Raw genomic sequence first — 18,315 nt, 5'->3', positions numbered from 1 at the left:
ACCGATAAACGCATCAGGCAATCTGCGGCAAAAAAAAGTAAAATCGCGTCTACCTGTAAAACCCACGGACTCCACTGCCAGCCAAGCCCCTCTCAGGGGCAGGCCGCAGCTGTCGATTCCTCAGAGTTTGTATAAATGCCTGTGCTAGAAAGCCCCTTCGCCCAACTTCGCCTGATCCGCCAACCTGAACAGCAAAGCGAGCCTTTACAGGCCTTTGATGCAGCGGATGAGTATTTGCTTAATCACTTGGCCGAACAGGCGCTGCCCGCGAACAGTCGGGTTCTGGTGCTTAACGACAGCTTTGGGGCCTTGGCGGTCAGCCTGGTCGGCTCGATGCATGTGACCAGCAGCAGCGACTCGTTTCTCGCCATGCAAGCATTGGAAAAGAACCTGGTGCGCAACGGTCATGCTTACGATGCGGTCGCGATCATTCCTGCCAGCGAGCCTTTGGTCGGCCCTTTCGATTGCGTGCTGGTGCGTGTTCCCAAAACCCTGGCGCTGCTCGAAGAGCAACTGATCCGCCTGCAAGGCCAATTGGCGCCCGGAGCACAGGTGATCGCTGCCGCAATGATCAAGCACTTGCCGCGAGCTGCAGGCGATCTGCTGGAGCGTTACATCGGCCCGGTACAAGCCTCACTGGCAGTAAAAAAAGCCCGACTGCTGATTGCCACACCTCAGGCTCTGGGCCCCTTTACTTCACCGTACCCTTCGCGTTACCAGTTGGATAAGCCAGCCATCGAGCTGCTCAATCACGCCAACGTGTTTTGCCGTGAAGACCTGGACATCGGCACCCGAGCATTCCTGCCGCACCTGCCGAAAAACCTGGGCACGGCACGGGTTGCTGATCTGGGATGTGGTAATGGCGTACTGGCCATTGCCAGCGCCCTGAATAACCCGCAGGCGCAGTACACACTGGTTGATGAATCCTTTATGGCGGTGCAGTCCGCCCGTGAGAACTGGCAGGCGGCGCTGGGCGATCGCGAGGTAATTGTGCGCGCAGATGACGGTTTGGCGAGCCAAGCACCGGACTCACTGGACGTGGTGCTGTGCAATCCGCCGTTTCACCAGCAACAAGTGGTGGGCGACTTTTTAGCCTGGCGCATGTTTCAGCAGGCGCGCGAAGCGCTGGTGGTGGGAGGCGCGCTGTATATCGTCGGCAACCGCCACTTGGGCTACCACAGCAAACTGGCCAAATTGTTTCGCGGTGTCGAGCAAGTCGCCGCCACGCCCAAGTTTGTGATCCTCAAGGCGCGCAAGTAAGCATGATTTTGTGGCCACTCCTATAACTGTGGGAGCTGGCTTGCCTGCGATGCATACAACTCGGTTTAGCTGCAATACCGAGGCGATACCATCGCTGGCAAGCCAGCTCCCACAGGTGAAATCATCAAGCGTTCAAAATCAGTGGCTCTTCATGCCCGCCGCGGTCATGAACAGACGGATCAACCAGGCAAATACTGCCAGGGTCGCCACACTGCCGGTCCAGATCACCAGCAGCCAGCCAACGCGTTGCCACAGAGGCTTTTTCTCGCACTCTTGGACGTCGTGTAGATAATCCTTGCCAGCCATGTTCAGGCCTCCTCTTGGGAAAAGGCTGTGGCCCTCAGGCCACAGCGGCGGTGCTAGTGATAACCGTCTTCGTGGGTCACCTTGCCGCGGAACACGTAGTAGCTCCAGAAGGTGTAACCGAGAATGAACGGGATGATGAACAAGGTGCCCACCAGCATAAAGCCCTGACTTTGCGGCGGTGCGGCCGCGTCCCAGATCGAGATCGAAGGCGGGATGATGTTCGGCCACAGGCTGATACCCAAGCCGCTGTAACCCAGGAAGATCAACACCAGGGTCAGCAGGAACGGCGTGTAGTGTGCTTTGCGCGCTATCGCCTTGATCAGGCCATACATCGTTACCAACACCAGGATCGGCACCGGCAAGAACCAGAACAGGTTCGGCAGGGTAAACCAGCGCGCTGCAATCTCCGAGTGTGCCAGCGGGGTCCACAGGCTCACGATGCCCATCAGCACCAATACTGCCAGCGCCAATGGGCGCCCCAGTTTGTGCATGCGCTCCTGCAATTGGCCTTCGGTTTTCATGATCAGCCAGGTGCAGCCGAGCAATGCATAGGCCACGATCAGCGCGATCCCGCAGAACACGGTGAACGGCGACAGCCAGTCCAGCCCGCCCCCGGCATACTGGCGGTTGACCACCGGGATGCCATCAATAAAGGCCCCCAGCGCCACGCCCTGAAAGAAAGTGGCCACGAGCGAGCCGCCAATAAATGACTTGTCCCAGATATGGCGTTTTTCCGGGCGGGCCTTGAAGCGGAACTCAAAAGCCACGCCGCGGAAGATCAAGCCCATCAGCATCAGCATCAACGGCAGGTACAGCGCCGACAACACCACCGAATAGGCCAGCGGGAAGGCACCAAACAATGCCGCACCGCCCAGTACCAGCCAGGTTTCGTTACCGTCCCAGACAGGGGCGACCGTGTTCATCATCACATCGCGGTCACTCTCGCCCTTGATAAAGGGGAAGAGGATGCCGATCCCGAGATCGAAGCCATCCATGACCACATACATCATGATCCCGAAGATGATGATGATTGCCCAGATAAGTGGCAGATCAATACCCATGACTCAATTCCCCTTAGTCAGGCTGTCGCTGTGGCCTTCATCTGTACCCTCATGGGCCGCAGACAGAGGACGGGCAGGCGTGCGTTGCTGGCCTGGGCCACCGTGGGTGTCGTCATCGCCTTCGTGAGTGATCGGGCCCTTGCGCACCAGACGCATCATGTAGCCCAGACCCACACCGAACAGCGAGAAGTACACCACTACAAACATCACCAGCGTGATGCTCATTTGCGTGACACTGTGATTGGACGAGGCATCAGCAGTGCGCATCAACCCGTAAACCACCCACGGCTGACGGCCAATCTCGGTTGTAAACCAACCTGCCAGAATCGCGATCAGACCCGATGGCCCCATCCACAGCACCAGGCGCAGGAACCAGCGGTTCTCGTACAGGGTGCCGCGTTTGCGCAACCACACGCTCCACAGGCCGATAAAGATCATCAGCATGCCCAGCGCAACCATGATGCGGAAGGTAAAGAACACAATGGTCGAGTTAGGACGGTCCGCTGCCGGGTAGTCCTTCATCGCCGGGATTTGCTTGTCCAGACTGTGGGTCAGGATCAGGCTGCCCAGGTACGGCACCTCGATCTTGTAGTCCGTGGTCTCGGTTTTCATGTTGGGGATGCCGAACAAAATCAGCGGCGTCGGCTCACCGGGTTTGTTTTCCCAGTGCCCTTCAATTGCGGCGATTTTGACCGGCTGATACTCAAGCGTGTTCAAGCCGTGGGCGTCACCGATCAGTGCCTGCACCGGCGCAACCACCAGGGCCATCCACATTGCCATCGAAAACATACGGCGAATGGCCGGCGTGTTGCGACCGCGCAACAGATGCCAGGCAGCAGAAGCCCCGACAAAAAACGCCGTAGCTACAAACGCAGCCGTGGCCATGTGCGCCAGACGGTAAGGGAACGAGGGGTTGAAGATGACTGCCAGCCAGTCCACCGGGATCACCCGCCCATCAATGATCTCGAAGCCTTGCGGGGTTTGCATCCAGCTGTTGGAGGCCAGGATCCAGAAGGTCGAAACCAGAGTTCCCAGCGCTACCATCGCGGTCGAGAAGAAGTGCATCCCGCGACCCACGCGATTCCAGCCAAACAGCATGACCCCCAGAAAACCTGCTTCAAGGAAGAATGCGGTGAGTACTTCATAGGTCAGCAGTGGCCCGGTAACAGCACCGGCGAAGTCCGAGAACCGCGACCAGTTGGTACCGAACTGATAGGCCATGACCAGACCCGACACCACGCCCATCCCAAAGTTGACGGCGAAAATCTTCGACCAAAAGTGGTACAGATCGCGGTAGGTGTCGTCACGGGTTTTCAGCCACATGCCTTCGAGCACCATGAGATAACTGGCGAGACCGATGGTAATGGCGGGAAAAAGAATGTGGAACGACACGGTAAACGCGAACTGAATTCGGGCGAGATCGAGAGCCTCCAAACCGAACATAAGTCTTCCTCTATCAGGTATCAGGTCGTTGAGGACACAGGCATCGCGCCTGAGTCCAACTACCCCGCAGCCATGGCCACCGCGAATCGCCGCTCGCTCTTTAAACCACAACGCAAAGGTTTTTGGCCGGCTGGCCACTCAGATAAAACCCGAAGGGCTTTGATCTGGATCAAGCATGGATGAAAGAGTAGTCCATTCCTGACACACGGCTAATGTGGTTTGTTGTCGCGTGACACGATGCCTCAGGGCTTGATATAGACCGTTGCAAGAACCATAAGGAATCGCGAAAAGCAGATTTTCGCGAACCCTGGCCTAGTCGGGACTTTGTGATATTTCGAGTCATTAATTGTTACAAAACAATGATAATCTCGACCTCCCCTGCTCTCGGCCACGATCCTTCAAATGACCAGCCAGCCCCTCCAGCTACGCCATCACCGGCCATTTGTGGCCTTCTGGTTTGCCCGCATCTTTACCGCCAGCGCATTTCAAATGCTCACCGTGGCCATTGGCTGGAATCTCTACCAGCTCACCGGCAATGTGATGGATCTGGGCTGGGTGGGCTTGATCGAGTTCGCCCCGCGCTTGCTGTTTATGCTGCACACCGGGCATGTGGCCGATCGCTATGACCGGCGCAAGGTGGCCGCGCTGTGCCAGTCGCTACAGGCGATGATCGCCCTGACACTGGCCATCAGCAGTGCGAACGATCACATCACCCGGGAGATGATCTTTATCCTGGCGTTTTTGCTGGGTGCTGCTCGCTCCTTTGAAATGCCTGCCACCCAGGCCCTGCTGCCCTCAATCGTACCGGTTGAACTGTTCCCGCGCGCAGTGGCTGCGGCGCAGGCAGCACAGCAGTCCGCCACCATTGTCGCGCCGGCGTTTGGCGGTTTGCTGTATGCATTTGGCAGTGTCTGGGTGTATGGCCCGAGCGTGGCGCTGTATCTGATTGCCGCAGTACTGATGAGCAACCTGCCTGCGCGCCAACTGCCACTGAACAAAGCCAAGGCCACGCTGGATTCGTTGCTGGCGGGTATTCGCTTTATTCGCAGCCGCCCGGATGTGCTCGGTGCCATCTCCCTGGATCTGTTTGCAGTCCTGCTGGGCGGAGCCACGGCGTTGCTGCCGGTGTTTGCCAAGGACATTCTACTGACTGGCCCGTGGGGGCTGGGCATGTTGCGCTCGGCACCGGCGGTCGGGGCCTTGATGATGTCGCTGTGGCTGGCCAGGTTCCCGGTTGAACGCAAGGTCGGGCGGGTGATGTTTACGGCCGTGGGGGTATTCGGGGTCGCGACCATTGCATTCGGCCTATCGACCTCGTTCTGGTTTTCGCTGGCGGTGCTGGTGGTACTCGGCGCGGCAGACATGATCAGCATGGTGATCCGCGCCTCGTTTGTGCAGCTGGAAACACCGGATGAGATGCGTGGCCGGGTCAGTGCGGTCAACGGCCTGTTTATCGGCGCGTCCAATCAACTGGGGGAGTTCGAATCCGGGGCCACTGCCCACTGGCTGGGCACCGTTCCCGCCGTGGTACTGGGCGGGATCGGTACGCTGGTCGTCACCGGGCTGTGGATAAAACTGTTCCCTGGCTTGGCCAATCGGGACCGGATGGTGGAAGAAAAGCCATGATTCCCTTACCAATACTCGTAGCAGCTGCCGAGGAACGAAGGCTGCGTTCGACGACGTAGTCGTCGCAAATCAAGGGTCTCGGTGTGTCAGGGTTATTGAGTGCACAGGTTTACGACGGCTTCGCCGCCGAACGCAGCCTTCGTTCCTCGGCAGCTGCTACAGGTATCTGCAGCCTTACTTTATATAAAGCCGCACACCCAACCGGTTGTGCGGCGGCACCAGCGAGGCGTTACTGAATTCAAACCAACCGCCGTCCTTGTTACCCAGGTCGAAGGTATACAAGTGCCCCACCGTGGTGCCCGCCCCGTTACAGGCCACCAATCCCTCGCCCTGGTTGCAGACCGGGGCACGAACACCGTCCACTTCCTCGCCATCCAACGTCACATTGGGCTGACCACCGTAACCGCGCTCCAGCACATAGACCTTGATAGCAGGACCGTTATGGTTACAACGGGTCTGCTCGCGGCCATCCGACACATCCTCTACAGCGCAGGAAACAGACGCCACCTTGAGAATCTCGACGGTGCTCAAGGGCATTGCCGGCGCAGCGCTGACGGCGGCACTTATAAAGAAGCCGAAACACGCGAAAACAGGTTGGATGGTGCGCTTCATAAATCCCTCCGAAAGCTGGCACGCAGTATGCCTGCCACATCAAGGTTATAAAACATGGCCCCGCAGGGTAACCAAAGCAGCCATATCTACGAGCTGCTGGTATGATGCGCGGCTTTTTCCGACAGACAGAAAAACCTCAGACGGTCCGCGTCTGTGCTTTGCTGTTGAAAACGATTTAATCACGGCGCATTTGGCGCCACGGGGACTGGCATGCTGGAAAGGCTGTTTCAACTAAAAGCACACAACACCAACGTGCGTACCGAGATTCTTGCGGGTATCACCACCTTCCTGGCGATGGCCTACATCCTGTTTGTGAACCCGAGCATCCTCGGTGAGACGGGCATGGACAAAGGTGCCGTATTTGTTGCCACCTGTCTGGCCGCGGCCATTGGCTCGGCGACCATGGGCATCATCGCCAACTACCCGATTGCCCTGGCACCGGGTATGGGCCTGAACGCCTTCTTCACCTACACCGTGGTCCTGCATATGGGCCATACCTGGCAGGTCGCGCTGGGCGCGGTGTTTATCTCCGCGGTGCTGTTCTTCCTGCTGTCGATCTTTCGCATCCGCGAATGGATCATCAACAGCATCCCGCTGCCTCTACGTTCGGCCATTGCCGCCGGTATCGGCCTGTTCCTGGCGTTGATCGCCCTGGGCAACGCCGGCATCGTGGTTGCCAACAAGGCAACGCTGGTAGGCATGGGTGATCTGGCGCAGCCAAAAGTGATCCTGGCATCCCTGGGCTTTGCCCTGATCGTCGCCCTTGAGGCGATGAAAGTCCGTGGCGCAGTGCTGATCGGCATCCTGGCCGTGACCATTGCTTCGATTGCATTGGGCGTGACCGAGTTCGGTGGCGTGATGTCGATGCCGCCATCCCTGGCCCCGACCTTCCTGCAGCTGGACATCAGAGGTGCCCTGGACATCGGCCTGATCAGCGTGATCTTCGCCTTCCTGTTCGTTGACCTGTTCGACAACTCCGGCACCCTGATCGGCGTCGCCAAGCGCGCTGGCCTGATGGGCAAAGACGGCCACATGCCAAAAATGGGCCGCGCCCTGATCGCTGACAGCACCGCGGCCATGGCTGGTTCGCTGCTGGGCACCTCGACCACCACCAGCTACATCGAGTCGGCAGCTGGCGTGAGCGCCGGTGGCCGTACCGGCCTGACCGCCATCGTAGTCGGCATCATGTTCCTGCTGGCGTTGTTCTTCTCGCCATTGGCCGCCAGCATTCCAGCCTTCGCCACCGCGCCCGCGCTGATGTTCGTAGCCGTACTGATGATGAGCGGCCTGGCAGAAATCGAATGGGACGACGTCACCGTTGCCGCACCAGTGGTGATCACCGCACTGGCGATGCCGTTCACCTACTCCATCGCCAACGGCATCGCCTTCGGCTTTATTTCCTGGACCGTGATCAAACTGCTGTCGGGCCGTGCCCGCGAGCTGAATGCACCGCTGATCATTCTGTCGGTTCTGTTTGTGGTCAAGCTAGGTTGGTATCCAGCATGAGTGCTTTGCCGTTTGATTCTGCTACCTACGCCGTTGAGCTAGAGGCCAAGGCCAATCGTCTGCGCGAGCTGCTGGCGCCGTTCGATGCACCTGAGCCGCAGGTATTCGATTCGCCTCTGAAGCACTTTCGCCTGCGGGCCGAGTTCCGCCTGTGGCGCGAAGGGGGCGAGCGTCACTACGCCATGTTCGCCCAGGATGAAAAGCGCACGCCGATCCTGATCGAAGATTTCCCGATTGCCAGCCTGCGCATCAATCAACTGATGCCTCAGCTCAAAGCCGCTTGGCAAGCCAGCTCAGCCTTGAGCCACAAGCTGTTCCAGGTCGAGTTCCAGACCACTCTGGCAGGCGATGCGATGGTCACTTTGTGCTATCACCGCCCACTGGACGAGCATTGGCAAAACGCTGCCGAGCAGTTGGCCAAAGACCTGGATATCAGCGTAATAGGCCGCTCCAAGGGCAAGCGCGTAGTGATTGGCCGCGATCATGTGGTCGAAAAGCTCGAAGTCGCGGGGCGCACCTTCACGTATCAACAGCCTGAAGGCGCGTTCACTCAGCCAAACGGCACGGTCAACCAGAAGATGCTCAATTGGGCATATGACGCGTTGGGCGAGCGATCGGATGACTTGCTGGAGCTGTATTGCGGCAACGGCAACTTCACCCTGCCGCTGGCTACTCGCGTGCGTAAAGTACTGGCCACCGAAATCAGCAAGACCTCGGTGTATGCGGCACTGAACAACCTGCGCGACAACGCTGTGGATAACGTCACGCTGGTGCGCCTGTCCGCCGAGGAACTGACCGAAGCCCTGAACGAAGTGCGTCCGTTTCGTCGCTTGCAAGGCATTGACCTGAAAAGCTACGAGTTCGGCAGCGTCTTCGTCGACCCGCCGCGTGCGGGGATGGACCCGGACACCTGCGAGCTGACCCGTCGCTTCGACAATATCCTGTATATTTCGTGTAACCCCACGACATTGGCCGAGAACATCGCCCAACTGCACGATACGCACCGGATTGAGCGTTGCGCGGTATTTGACCAGTTCCCGTGGACTCACCATATGGAATCGGGTGTTTTGCTGGTTCGTCGGTAAGCCGCTCGCATCATTTTTGTAGCCACTGCCGCAGCGCTGCGATAAGGGCCGAAGGACCTTCAAGGTTCCAGAGCCCGGGACTGCTTCGCAGTCCATCGCAGCCTGCGGCAGCGGCTACAGAAGTTCCTGAAAATACCCCGCCACCTGCCGTAAATCCCCTTCGCTCAACAAGCCCGCGTAATACTTGAGTTGCACCCGCGCCAGCAAATACGCATAGCGCGCCTCAGCCAAATCCCGCTTGGCACTGAACAACTGCTGTTCGGCGTCCAGCACATCCAAATTGACCCGCTCACCTGCGCTCACGCTTTTCTGCGTCGCCTGCACCAGGGCACTGGCGGACTCCACCGCCATTTCATAAGCCCGCACCTTGGCCGCCGCGCTGCTGTTGAGGTTGTACTGTTTGCGCAGGTCTACCAGCGTGGTTGCCGTTTGTGCGTCCAGCTCAAACTGGGCCTGGGACAGTTGCCGTGCCGCCTGCCGGGTCGATGCCGACACCGAGCCCCCCGCAAACAACGGCACCGTGAGCTGAATACCGACGCTGTTGGTGTCGTACTTCTGGTTGTAGGTACTCTCCGAATCGGAACTGGTCTGACGGCTGCTCGCATACAAACTGAGCTTGGGCAAATGCCCGGCGCGCTTGCGTTCCACTTCGTACTCGGCCGAGGTCAACGCATGGTGCTGCGAGGCCAGCTCCGGGTTATTGGCCAACGCCAGTTCGCGCCAGCTTTCAAAACGCTGCGGTTCCAGGGGCAGGATTACAAAACGCGGCGACAAGGGATCAAGCTGTTCTATTTGCAAGGGTTCGCCAAGCATTGCCTCCAACTCACGCAAGGCGGCGTCCTGATTGTCTTGCGCCTCGATCTCCTCAGCCACCGCCATGCTCAGGCGCGCCTGGGTTTCCAGCACATCGGTGCGGGTGCCCTCGCCGCCTTTCAACAACCGCTGGTTAAGCTGCAAACGCTCGGCAAAGGCACGCTTTTGCGCACGGCTAAGCTCGATCCGCTCCTGTGCCAGCAATGCCTGGCTGTAGGCACTGAGCAGACGCACCGCCAGATACTGGCTTTTGCTACGAAAACGCTCATCGGAGAACAACGCCTGCGCTGCACCTTGTCGGAAACGAGCATAGGCTTCGTAGTCCAACAGTGGCTGCTGCAAGGTCAAAGTTGCTGCATAGCTGCGGTAATCGCGGTCGGTACGGGTACTGGCCTGGGTGACTTCGGACTCGTTGCGCGAGTTGTTATAGTTCCACGACAAAGTCGGCAATAACGCCGAGCGGCCCAGTGCACGGTTCTCCTCCCCGGCCGCCCGCTCTTCAATCGCCGCCTGAAAGGTCGGGTCGTTGCGGATCGCCAAGTCGTAGGCTTCAAGCAAGCCCAATGCCTGCGCCGGCCCCGTACACAGCATGAACAGCCCGCATAAAATCTGGCGCACGATCATTCTTCCACCAACGCCATATGGGTACGGTCAAGCAGTGGCTTGAACAGGTAATTGAGCATCGAGCGTTCGCCTGTGCGCACGAACGCCTCCACCGGCATGCCGGGGCGGATCTGCAACCCGGCCAGTTGCGCCATACCGGCTTCGCTGACTTGCGCACGCAACGTGTAATAAGGCTCGTCGGTGCGTTCATCGACCTGACGGTCCGCCGACACCAGCGTCACCTCACCCGCCACCCGAGGCGTGGTGCTCTGGCTAAAGGCCGAGAACATCAGCTCGACCGGCAAGCCGGGGTGAACCTTGTCGGCCAGCTCAACCGGTACCCGCGCCTCGACCAGCAGTGGCTCGCCCTGGGGCACGATCTCCATCAGCGCCTGACCGGGCTTGATCACCCCGCCTTCGGTAAATACATCCAGCCCCACCACAATCCCCGCCACCGGGGCACGCAACTGGCTGTTGGCCAATTCAAACTCGGCCGAGGCCAGTCGATTGCGCAAATCCTCGGTACGTACGCGGGTGTCGGCCAGTTGGGTGCGGACTTCCTTTTGATACTCCTCGGCCAGTTGCCGAATCTTCAAACGCATCTCCAACACTTGTCGCTGTAACTGACCGATGCGGCCGTAGTCCTCGCTGATCGAACCCAGCACCTGGGCGTACACCCGCTCGCTGTCCAGCAGCCGGTTACGCGGGATGTAGCCTTCGCGGGCCAGCTCACGCAGGCCTTGCAACTGTTCGGTCAGGGCCGTGCGTTGCAGCACCTTGCTGGCCTGAGAGTCACGCACCCCGCGCAACTGCGCCTCGGCGCCTGCAATGCTTTCGTCGATACCCTGCTGGTCCAGCAGCAAGGCCCTACGCCGACTATCGAACAGTTGCTGTTGCAAGGCGAGGTTGGAAGCCACTTCCGGGTCGGCCGCCAATGCCGTCAGTTCGGCAGGGAAGTTAACGCGGCTGACGCCATCTCCCTCGGCATCAAGCCGCGCCTCACTGGCGAGTGATCCATAGAACTGGCTGCGCAACGACTGGGCTTGCCCCAACAACGGGGTTTCCTTCAGTCGAATCAGCACCTGGCCTGCGACGACTTTGTCGCCGTCACGCACATCAATACGTTCAACAATCCCGCCGCTGGGGTGCTGCACTACCTTGCGATGGCCCGAAACCATCACCTTGCCCGACACCGCGACACCCTTGTCCAACGGCGCCAATGCGGCCCAGCCAAGAAACCCGAGAAAGCCGCCGAGCATCAGCAGCCAACCCAAGCGCGAATAGCGAGTGTCATCCAGTTGCAGCACATTGCTGTCGCCAAGGGCCTTGGCGTTTGACTGCTTCATACCTTGCTCGCCTCTGCCGTTCCGAGCCGATAGCTCACATTCATTGCCGGTTTCGGCACTGCAGGCTTGGACGCCGTGGGAGCACCGAGCACCTTGGCGGTCGGGCCAAAGGCTTGCAGCTGGCCATCGCGCAGGATCAAAAGCTGGTCGGTCAGGGTCAGCACATTGGGTTTGTGGGTAATCAAAATCAGGGTTCGCTTGTGCTGTTTGAGCTGGGCAATCGCCTGCAACAAGGCCTGCTCACCGGCTTCATCGAGGTTGGAGTTGGGTTCGTCGAGCACGATCACCGCCGGCAAGCCGTACAGCGCACGGGCCAGGCCGATGCGCTGCTTCTGCCCGCCGGACAACCCCGCTCCGCCTTCACCGAGGCGAGTGTCGTAGCCCTCGGGCAATTGCAGGATCAACTGATGCACGCCCGCCAGTTGCGCGGCGGCCAGCACCTTGTCGGCATCCACCTCGGCAAAGCGTGCGATGTTTTGTGCGATGGTCCCGGCGAACAGCTGAATGTCCTGGGGCAAATAGCCCAGATGCGGGCCGAGCTGGTGTTTGTCCCACTGCGACAGCTGCGCACCGTCCAAACGCACCTTGCCCGCCAACGGCTGCCACACGCCGATCAGCAAACGGGCCAGGGTTGATTTACCGCAACCGGACGGTCCAATCACGCCCAGCACTTGCCCCGCAGGCAAGGTGAAACTCAGATTGGCCAAGGTAGCGCGACGGGTGCCGGGTGCGCTGGCGCTCAGTTGCTCAACCGACAACTCGCCCTTCGGTGCGGGCAATACCATACGCTGCGGGCGCGGCGGATAGGCGTGCAACATGGCTTCGAGGCGTTGGTAAGCCAGCCGTGCCGAAGTCCATTGCTTCCATACACCGATCAGTTGGTCGATTGGGCCCAGCACCCGGCCCATCAGGATGGAGCCGGCAATCATCATCCCGGCCGTAATTTGCCCTTGCACCGCCAGCAAGGCGCCGAGCCCAAGCACCAACGATTGCAAAGCCAGGCGCACGCCTTTTGACCAGGCGCTGACGGTGGCGGTTTTTTCACTGGCAAGATTTTGCTGCGCCAAAAATGCTGTGTGCTGCGCCAACCAGCGCCCGCGCAACGTGTCGAGCATGCCCATGGCTTCGATGGCCTCGGCATTGCGCAAATGCGCACTGGCTTGCTGGGTGGCCTCCACCGACAACTCGCTGGCGGCTTTAAGCGGCGCTTGCGAAACGCGCTGATTGACCCACGCCAGAATCATCAACAGCACCGCCCCACCCAGAGCCAGCAGCCCTAGCCAGGGGCTGAACATAAAAATCACAAACAGATACACCGGAAACCATGGCGCATCGAAAAACGCGAACAGCGCATTGCCGGTGGCGAACTGGCGCAGGCTGGTCAGGTCATTCAACGCCTGCCCCGCCGCAGGGCTTCCGGTACGTAATTGCGCCTCGAAGGCAGCGTCGTAGACACGCTGGTTCAAGCGCATATCCATCTGCGTGCCGAGGCGGATCACCACCTGGCTACGCACCCATTCCAACGCGCCCATCAGGCCAAAGAGGCCGAGGATCATCAGCGTCAGCATCAACAGGGTCATTTGATTGCCCGAGGCCAACACCCGGTCGTACACCTGCAGCATGTACAACGCCGGGGCCAGCATCAGTAAATTGATCACGGCCGAGAACAAGCCAATATTGAAAAAAGCACGTTTGTAGGCCGTCAAGGCAGCCAGCATCTCGTTGGCTTTGGGCCGGGTCATGGACAGATTCCGAAGAAATGAACCGAGTACCCTGTGGGAGCTGGCTTGCCTGCGATGCAAACGACGCGGTGCTTCTGTCAGACCGTGTCGATGCAATCGCGGGCAAGCCCGGCTCCCACAGGATTGGTGGTGTTCACTGAAGCAGGCGAGTATTACGCCGCCAGTGCCCAGTCTTGAACCAGCTCCTGCACGCCTACCAGGCTGATATCAGCAGCCAGCGGTGCATCGGAGTGAGCCAGGCCGGCAGCCGCCAACTGGTCGAAGGTCGAATCGGTGCTCAGGCCGAAGCCGCTCAGCAGGTTGTTGAGCACACCTTCCAGACCCGACACGTCGCCTTTCATCAGGCCGTAGATCACGTCCTGAACAGCGTTGCCAGCACGGCCAGCATCGCTGGCGGCAGACAGGTCGAGGCCGTTGAAGCTGACGGTGTAGTCGTCCAGTGTAAAGTCGCTGCCCTTACCACCGCCAAGTACTTCACCCAACTGCACGTTATCCAGGCTGCCCCACAGGAAGTGGTTCATGTTGTCGCCCGCAGACAGTTTCGGATTAAACACGTAGTTCAAACCATTATCCGTATTGCTCTCAGCCACAAAGGCGTAGTTCGAACCATTGGCCCCCTGAGTTGCATACTGCTCGCCTGTCATTGCACGGCCGCCGGTGTTGAAACCACCGGTATTCGCGGTGCCATGATCAGCAGTGCGGAAACCGGTCGACCATTCGCTCAACACATCTTTAACCGAAATATCGCCGTACAGAGAATTATAAGTTACTGAGATAGTCATGTTTACTTTCTTCCATTGATAGATTTAGTGACAACCTGCACACGACTGCGTGCTTTTGCTCAATACGAGCAAAATCCGTTAACAACGAAAACTCGCTGTTGTTTAAAATTTGTATTCGAGCATCCCGCTTAAGGTGCGACCCCGAGCCAAACTCAAGTTATTGGCATCGCCCATGGCAACGAAATATGCCTCATCAGTGGCGTTCTCCAGCACTAATGTAAGGTTCACATCATTAGTGGGCCAATAACTGGCATACAGATCATACACACTGTACTTAGGCCAGGTAGCTTGTTCAATATCGTAGTAATTATGCGCATTCATATCGGCGCCGTTTCCGCGGCTATAGCGTAAACGAATACCTGTATCCAACCGTCGTTCCAGGAAACGCGCACCAACCGTTAAAGATCCCCGGTCTGCAGGCATATGCGCCGCGCTGCCCATGATGCCGCCGCATGCGACGTAGTTGTTCATTTCATTATTATCCAGATACTCACTCTCTCTCACCTTTCTAAAACCCATTGTCCCATCAGGTCTTACATAGCGCTCCAAATAATCTTTAAACCTCTTACCACTTTTTTTGGCGCCTCCAAGATAGTGATCATTTGCGCAAAAATCGTTAGTACCAATCATATGGGTGTAACTCAAGTTAGTATACACACGCCCCATATCATAGTTGAGCTGGTACTCAACCCCCCTGAAGCGTGTGTCATTCAAATTATTAACGTATGCCAGATCACCAAAATTATTTTGTGCTTCAGGAAGCGCGATACCGTACTGCATAAACGTGAAGTTTTTGATTCGGTTATCAAAGTAGGAGATCTTCATGCCCAGCCGATCATTGTTAAAAAACAACGATTCTTTAAATATATTAAAGCCCACTTCCCACTCTCTGGATTCCTCTGCCTTGAGGAAGGGGTTTGGGAATACCCGTTCAGGGGCATTGCCGCCATGGGGCCGCCCCGTCATCAATACTTCGGTCACCGCCGGTGGCCGCCAACCTTTGCCCCAACGTGCATACAACTGAAGCCAGTCAACGCCGGGTTTGATCGCAATACCGAACGTGGGTGAAAACTTGCCGCTTTCTTCATCCAGGTCATACGTATCTTCGACGCGCTTTGCAGGGTCCGCATTCACCACTGGCACACCATTCTCATAACGAATGATTTGTCTACGGAAGAGCGTCATGCCTGTCTTGCCTTCAAGACGATAACGGTCATACCGCAAGCCGCCATTAAGGGTCAGCCAGCCGTTGTAATCGTATTCCAGATTGCTGAACAGGCTGGCCATGGTACGTTTGCCAGAAGGGTCGGCCCCCTCAACATAAGGCTTGACCACTTCACTCAAGGCCGCAACTTTATTGCTCTTGGGCTTGAAGGTGTCCTGGTACATCTCCAGGCCATAATTCCAGGTCAACAAACCGTAGGCATCGAAGTTGAAGCGCGAGGTGTTCTCGCCTTGAATGCCCCAGGTATCAGTGCGGAAAAAATCTTTGTAGGGATCGTAGTTATTCCGCACTTCGCTCGTTAGATGCCCAGCATTGGAACGCACCAGTTCCGTACTGACGAAATACACTTTGCTCTTGAAGTCGATCAGTTCGCTGTCCGGGTTGTAGCTGTAATCGAGCCCATAGTTGGCGGTGCCAAGGTTATTTTTACTGTGCCGTCTGTACTCATAGTCCGTCTCGTTGTTGATCGCGTAAGTCCATGAGTCGTTGCTGTCGCTGTCGGTGTTCAGGTAGTTCAGTTGCACACGCTGATCATTGGGCAAGTTGAGGCCGAACTTGACCATCTGCGAGCGCGTCACACTGCCCGCATCACCCACCTCATTGTTCAGCCAGTTGTTCCAGGCTTCGCGGCGGGTTTGTTTGACGCGGATCTCATCCCCAAGGTTGTCGGCGTTTTGCCGACCGCTGCGGTAGTTGCCGAAATGTCGTTCGCTGTACGCAAACAAGGCATCGCCAATCTCATTACCGAAGGCGAACACCCCGCCACCGTTGAAGTATGTGCCGTTACCCAGTTCACCGATGCCGCTGCCGGCGCGGACACGCCCGCCGAACTCTTTGCCATCCTTCAAAAATTCACTGGCTTCAAGTGTTTTAAAAGTGGCAATACCACCCAGCACTGCCGCGCCGCCCATACCGGATTGGGTGCCTTTATCGATTTCGATGCTCGAGATCATTTCCGGATCGATCAGCATCACACCGTTGCGATGCTGGTGACCATTGACGTTGAAGTTCTGGCGCATGCCGTCAACGTTCATGTTGACCCGACCATAGTCCTGAAGGCCGCGGATGTTGACGGACAAGCCGGGGTCACGCTGGTCTACTGCCGTGTAAACGCCTGGGGTTTCTTCCAGCATGTCGGCTGTGTGACGAGGGGCGCGCTTGTTGATTTGCTCGCGGGTGATAACGGACACCGCTTCGGGGGTCTGGTACACCCAATCCCCACTGTTGCCTTCGCTGGCAGTCACGGAGGTAGTGCCCAGCGCCAGCGCGCCTGCGTGTTCTCCGCTGACGCGGGTCAGGGTGACCTGGCGTTCGCCGGTGAAGCGGTATTCCACCGGGTTGTTGCCCAGCAAGCGGGCCAGGCCTTCCTGGACGCCGAAGTCTCCGTTCAGTGCCTGTGCCTGCAGGCCGCGTAGCACCTGGCTGTCGAACAGCACTTGCAGGCCTGCCTGTTCGGCGAAGATCAGTACCGCCTTGTCCAGCGGCTGCGCCGCAATATGGAAGGCGATAAATTCCTGTTGCACCGCACTGCTGGCTTTTGGCGCAGCATGCACCGGCGTTTGCGCCGCCAACACGGCAACAATCCCGACATGAACAGCAAAGGCTAACCGACTTGCGGACCGCACCCCTTTGCGCTGACTACCGATCATTTTTATTATCCCCAGGTTGCACGAGCTGCTTTGCGAATGAATCTCAATAGCAAGACGTGTTACCGGGAGAAAGTCAGTAAAGGTTTTTGCGATTAGTTTTCAAAAAGTATTTATTCAATACGAAAGGAGGCCCCATCTTGCGTTTGTAGCCGCTGCCGCAAGCTGCGATAAGGGCCAAAACAGCAGGGTCGCTGCGCAGCCATCGCAGCCTTCGGCAGCGGCTACAGGGTCAGCGCAAAGTCAGTAAATCAGGCTGACGCCCGCCAGTTCGACGCGTTTTACGTGCAGCTCCTGGGTCAGGGTTTGCAGTGCGCTGTCGAGCATCTCCAGGCGGAATACGCCGCTGACCTGTCGACTGGCCAAGGCCCGGTTGGCCAATACGATCTGGCCGGGACGATAACGGTTGAGCTGCTCAATCACCTGCGCCAACGGCTGGCGGTCAAAGATCAGCACGCCCCGGCGCCAGCTCGTCGCCGCGCTCAGGTCAAATCCAGGCAGTTTCTGTACTCCACCTTTTGCGCTGTAGCGGGCGCTTTGGCCTTCTTCCAGGATTTGCTGCGCCGAGCCTTGCGCCGGCTGGCTTTGCAGGCTGACCGCAACGCTATGCTGCAATACACCGACCCAGGCCTGGTCTCGGTCTTCCCGGCCCACCACGAATTGAGTACCCAGTGCCTTGGTCCGTCCACCCGCGCTTTGCACCACAAATGGCCGGGTTTCGGCGTCATCCATAGGGGCTACATCAAACACCGCTGAACCCGCCAACAGGCTGATCCGCCGTTCGTTGCTGTCGTAGTCGATACTGATTGCACTGGCCGCGTCCAGTTCTACCGAACTGCCATCATCCAGCTGAACCGTGCGAAGTTCTCCTGCGCCAGTGCGGTAGTCGGCCTGCATCTGTAACAGCGCCGTCGGGCCACTGACCCAGCCCACGGCCAGCACCAGCGACAGCACCGCCGCACGCCCGACCCAACGCAGTGGGCGCCGACGGCGAGTCATCGGCACTGTCCCAGCCTCTGCCATGCGCTGGCGGTGGGGGGTGGGCCTGCTCTCCAGCGCCAGCTCCCCCAGTGCCGCCCATGTCTGTTCGGCAAAGCGCAGCGCAGGCGCATGGCGCTCGTCGGCAGCCAGCCACTGCTCCAGTTGCGCTTGCGCCTCTTCACTCAATGCACCCGCGTGCAGACGCACCGCCCACTCGGCGGCCGCTTCAGTAATCATCTGCTGTTGGGGGCCTTGGCTATTCACGTGTGAATCTCTAT

14 protein-coding genes are annotated in these 18,315 nt (G+C 58.4%); 4 read left to right on the top strand and 10 right to left on the bottom strand.

The genetic code is table 11. The features are described from left to right. Positions 1 to 135 precede the first annotated feature (135 nt). Positions 136 to 1,260: a methyltransferase gene (locus N7D90_RS03380; RefSeq protein ID WP_261740882.1), complete on the top strand. Its 1,125-nt coding sequence runs from the start codon at positions 136 to 138 to the stop codon at positions 1,258 to 1,260. Between the two features lie 138 nt (positions 1,261 to 1,398). Here N7D90_RS03380 and N7D90_RS03375 read toward each other — a convergent pair whose 3' ends face one another. The 3 genes from N7D90_RS03375 to N7D90_RS03365 are packed head-to-tail and all read right to left on the bottom strand — an operon-like array spanning position 1,399 to position 4,070. After that, on the bottom strand, positions 1,399 to 1,566 hold the full coding sequence (locus N7D90_RS03375) for a DUF2474 domain-containing protein (protein WP_261740881.1): 168 nt from the start codon (positions 1,564 to 1,566) through the stop codon (positions 1,399 to 1,401). Positions 1,567 to 1,619: 53 nt separating this feature from the next. Next, complete coding sequence (cydB, locus tag N7D90_RS03370; protein ID WP_261740880.1) at positions 1,620 to 2,627, bottom strand: cytochrome d ubiquinol oxidase subunit II; 1,008 nt, start codon at positions 2,625 to 2,627, stop codon at positions 1,620 to 1,622. Between the two features lie 3 nt (positions 2,628 to 2,630). Beyond that, positions 2,631 to 4,070 carry a cytochrome ubiquinol oxidase subunit I gene (locus N7D90_RS03365; protein WP_261740879.1) on the bottom strand — a complete coding sequence of 480 codons (1,440 nt, stop codon included), beginning with the start codon at positions 4,068 to 4,070 and terminating at the stop codon, positions 2,631 to 2,633. A 402-nt stretch (positions 4,071 to 4,472) separates the two neighbouring features. Here N7D90_RS03365 and N7D90_RS03360 point away from each other — a divergent pair, with 402 nt between their 5' ends. Then, the gene (locus N7D90_RS03360; protein ID WP_261740878.1) at positions 4,473 to 5,696 is read left to right on the top strand and encodes an MFS transporter; all 1,224 of its coding nucleotides are present in this window, start codon (positions 4,473 to 4,475) and stop codon (positions 5,694 to 5,696) included. Between the two features lie 174 nt (positions 5,697 to 5,870). On the opposite strand, the gene N7D90_RS03355 is transcribed toward N7D90_RS03360, so the two are convergent. Then, positions 5,871 to 6,308, bottom strand: coding sequence for a YolA family protein (locus N7D90_RS03355; protein ID WP_261740877.1), 438 nt, complete (start codon positions 6,306 to 6,308; stop codon positions 5,871 to 5,873). Between the two features lie 210 nt (positions 6,309 to 6,518). Between N7D90_RS03355 and N7D90_RS03350 the strand changes: the two genes are divergently transcribed. Both N7D90_RS03350 and trmA read left to right on the top strand, forming a co-directional pair. Continuing rightward, entirely contained in the window at positions 6,519 to 7,814 is a 1,296-nt protein-coding gene (locus N7D90_RS03350) for an NCS2 family permease (RefSeq protein WP_261740876.1), read from the top strand. Continuing rightward, entirely contained in the window at positions 7,811 to 8,899 is a 1,089-nt protein-coding gene (gene trmA / locus N7D90_RS03345; protein ID WP_261740875.1) for a tRNA (uridine(54)-C5)-methyltransferase TrmA, read from the top strand. Before N7D90_RS03350 ends, trmA begins: the two co-directional genes overlap by 4 nt. Positions 8,900 to 9,013: 114 nt before the next feature. Here the strand turns inward: trmA and N7D90_RS03340 are convergent, their stop codons facing one another. The 6 genes from N7D90_RS03340 to N7D90_RS03315 all read right to left on the bottom strand — a co-directional run bounded on the left by N7D90_RS03340 (position 9,014) and on the right by N7D90_RS03315 (position 18,301). Next, on the bottom strand, positions 9,014 to 10,303 hold the full coding sequence (locus tag N7D90_RS03340) for a TolC family outer membrane protein (protein WP_395246661.1): 1,290 nt from the start codon (positions 10,301 to 10,303) through the stop codon (positions 9,014 to 9,016). Between the two features lie 29 nt (positions 10,304 to 10,332). Further along, on the bottom strand, positions 10,333 to 11,661 hold the full coding sequence (locus tag N7D90_RS03335) for an HlyD family type I secretion periplasmic adaptor subunit (protein WP_261740873.1): 1,329 nt from the start codon (positions 11,659 to 11,661) through the stop codon (positions 10,333 to 10,335). Next, positions 11,658 to 13,403, bottom strand: coding sequence for a type I secretion system permease/ATPase (locus N7D90_RS03330; protein ID WP_261740872.1), 1,746 nt, complete (start codon positions 13,401 to 13,403; stop codon positions 11,658 to 11,660). Before N7D90_RS03330 ends, N7D90_RS03335 begins: the two co-directional genes overlap by 4 nt. Before the next feature lie 152 nt (positions 13,404 to 13,555). Continuing rightward, positions 13,556 to 14,185, bottom strand: a complete 630-nt coding sequence (locus tag N7D90_RS03325; RefSeq protein WP_261740871.1) for a heme acquisition protein HasA — start codon at positions 14,183 to 14,185, stop codon at positions 13,556 to 13,558. A gap of 102 nt (positions 14,186 to 14,287) precedes the next feature. Further along, on the bottom strand, positions 14,288 to 17,059 hold the full coding sequence (locus N7D90_RS03320) for a TonB-dependent receptor (protein WP_261740870.1): 2,772 nt from the start codon (positions 17,057 to 17,059) through the stop codon (positions 14,288 to 14,290). Between the two features lie 240 nt (positions 17,060 to 17,299). Next, positions 17,300 to 18,301: a FecR family protein gene (locus N7D90_RS03315; protein ID WP_261740869.1), complete on the bottom strand. Its 1,002-nt coding sequence runs from the start codon at positions 18,299 to 18,301 to the stop codon at positions 17,300 to 17,302. Between the last annotated feature and the right edge of the window lie 14 nt (positions 18,302 to 18,315).

Origin of the sequence: Pseudomonas fragi (assembly GCF_025426255.1) — a bacterium.
Taxonomy (GTDB): domain Bacteria; phylum Pseudomonadota; class Gammaproteobacteria; order Pseudomonadales; family Pseudomonadaceae; genus Aquipseudomonas; species Aquipseudomonas kulmbachensis.
The sequence above is the reverse complement of the archived record's forward strand: the minus strand, read 5'-3'. Positions and strand labels throughout refer to the sequence as shown.

Bases quoted from the DNA above. Each gene is read 5' to 3' on its own strand.
- N7D90_RS03360 (WP_261740878.1), top strand. From the start codon at position 4,473: ATGACCAGCCAGCCCCTCCAGCTACGCCATCACCGGCCATTTGTGGCC.
- trmA (WP_261740875.1), top strand. From the start codon at position 7,811: ATGAGTGCTTTGCCGTTTGATTCTGCTACCTACGCCGTTGAGCTAGAG.
- N7D90_RS03355 (WP_261740877.1), bottom strand. From the start codon at position 6,308: ATGAAGCGCACCATCCAACCTGTTTTCGCGTGTTTCGGCTTCTTTATA.
- N7D90_RS03365 (WP_261740879.1), bottom strand. From the start codon at position 4,070: ATGTTCGGTTTGGAGGCTCTCGATCTCGCCCGAATTCAGTTCGCGTTT.
- N7D90_RS03320 (WP_261740870.1), bottom strand. From the start codon at position 17,059: ATGATCGGTAGTCAGCGCAAAGGGGTGCGGTCCGCAAGTCGGTTAGCC.
- N7D90_RS03380 (WP_261740882.1), top strand. From the start codon at position 136: ATGCCTGTGCTAGAAAGCCCCTTCGCCCAACTTCGCCTGATCCGCCAA.
- N7D90_RS03330 (WP_261740872.1), bottom strand. From the start codon at position 13,403: ATGACCCGGCCCAAAGCCAACGAGATGCTGGCTGCCTTGACGGCCTAC.
- N7D90_RS03350 (WP_261740876.1), top strand. From the start codon at position 6,519: ATGCTGGAAAGGCTGTTTCAACTAAAAGCACACAACACCAACGTGCGT.
- cydB (WP_261740880.1), bottom strand. From the start codon at position 2,627: ATGGGTATTGATCTGCCACTTATCTGGGCAATCATCATCATCTTCGGG.
- N7D90_RS03375 (WP_261740881.1), bottom strand. From the start codon at position 1,566: ATGGCTGGCAAGGATTATCTACACGACGTCCAAGAGTGCGAGAAAAAG.
- N7D90_RS03340 (WP_395246661.1), bottom strand. From the start codon at position 10,303: ATGCTGTGTACGGGGCCGGCGCAGGCATTGGGCTTGCTTGAAGCCTAC.
- N7D90_RS03325 (WP_261740871.1), bottom strand. From the start codon at position 14,185: ATGACTATCTCAGTAACTTATAATTCTCTGTACGGCGATATTTCGGTT.
- N7D90_RS03335 (WP_261740873.1), bottom strand. From the start codon at position 11,661: ATGAAGCAGTCAAACGCCAAGGCCCTTGGCGACAGCAATGTGCTGCAA.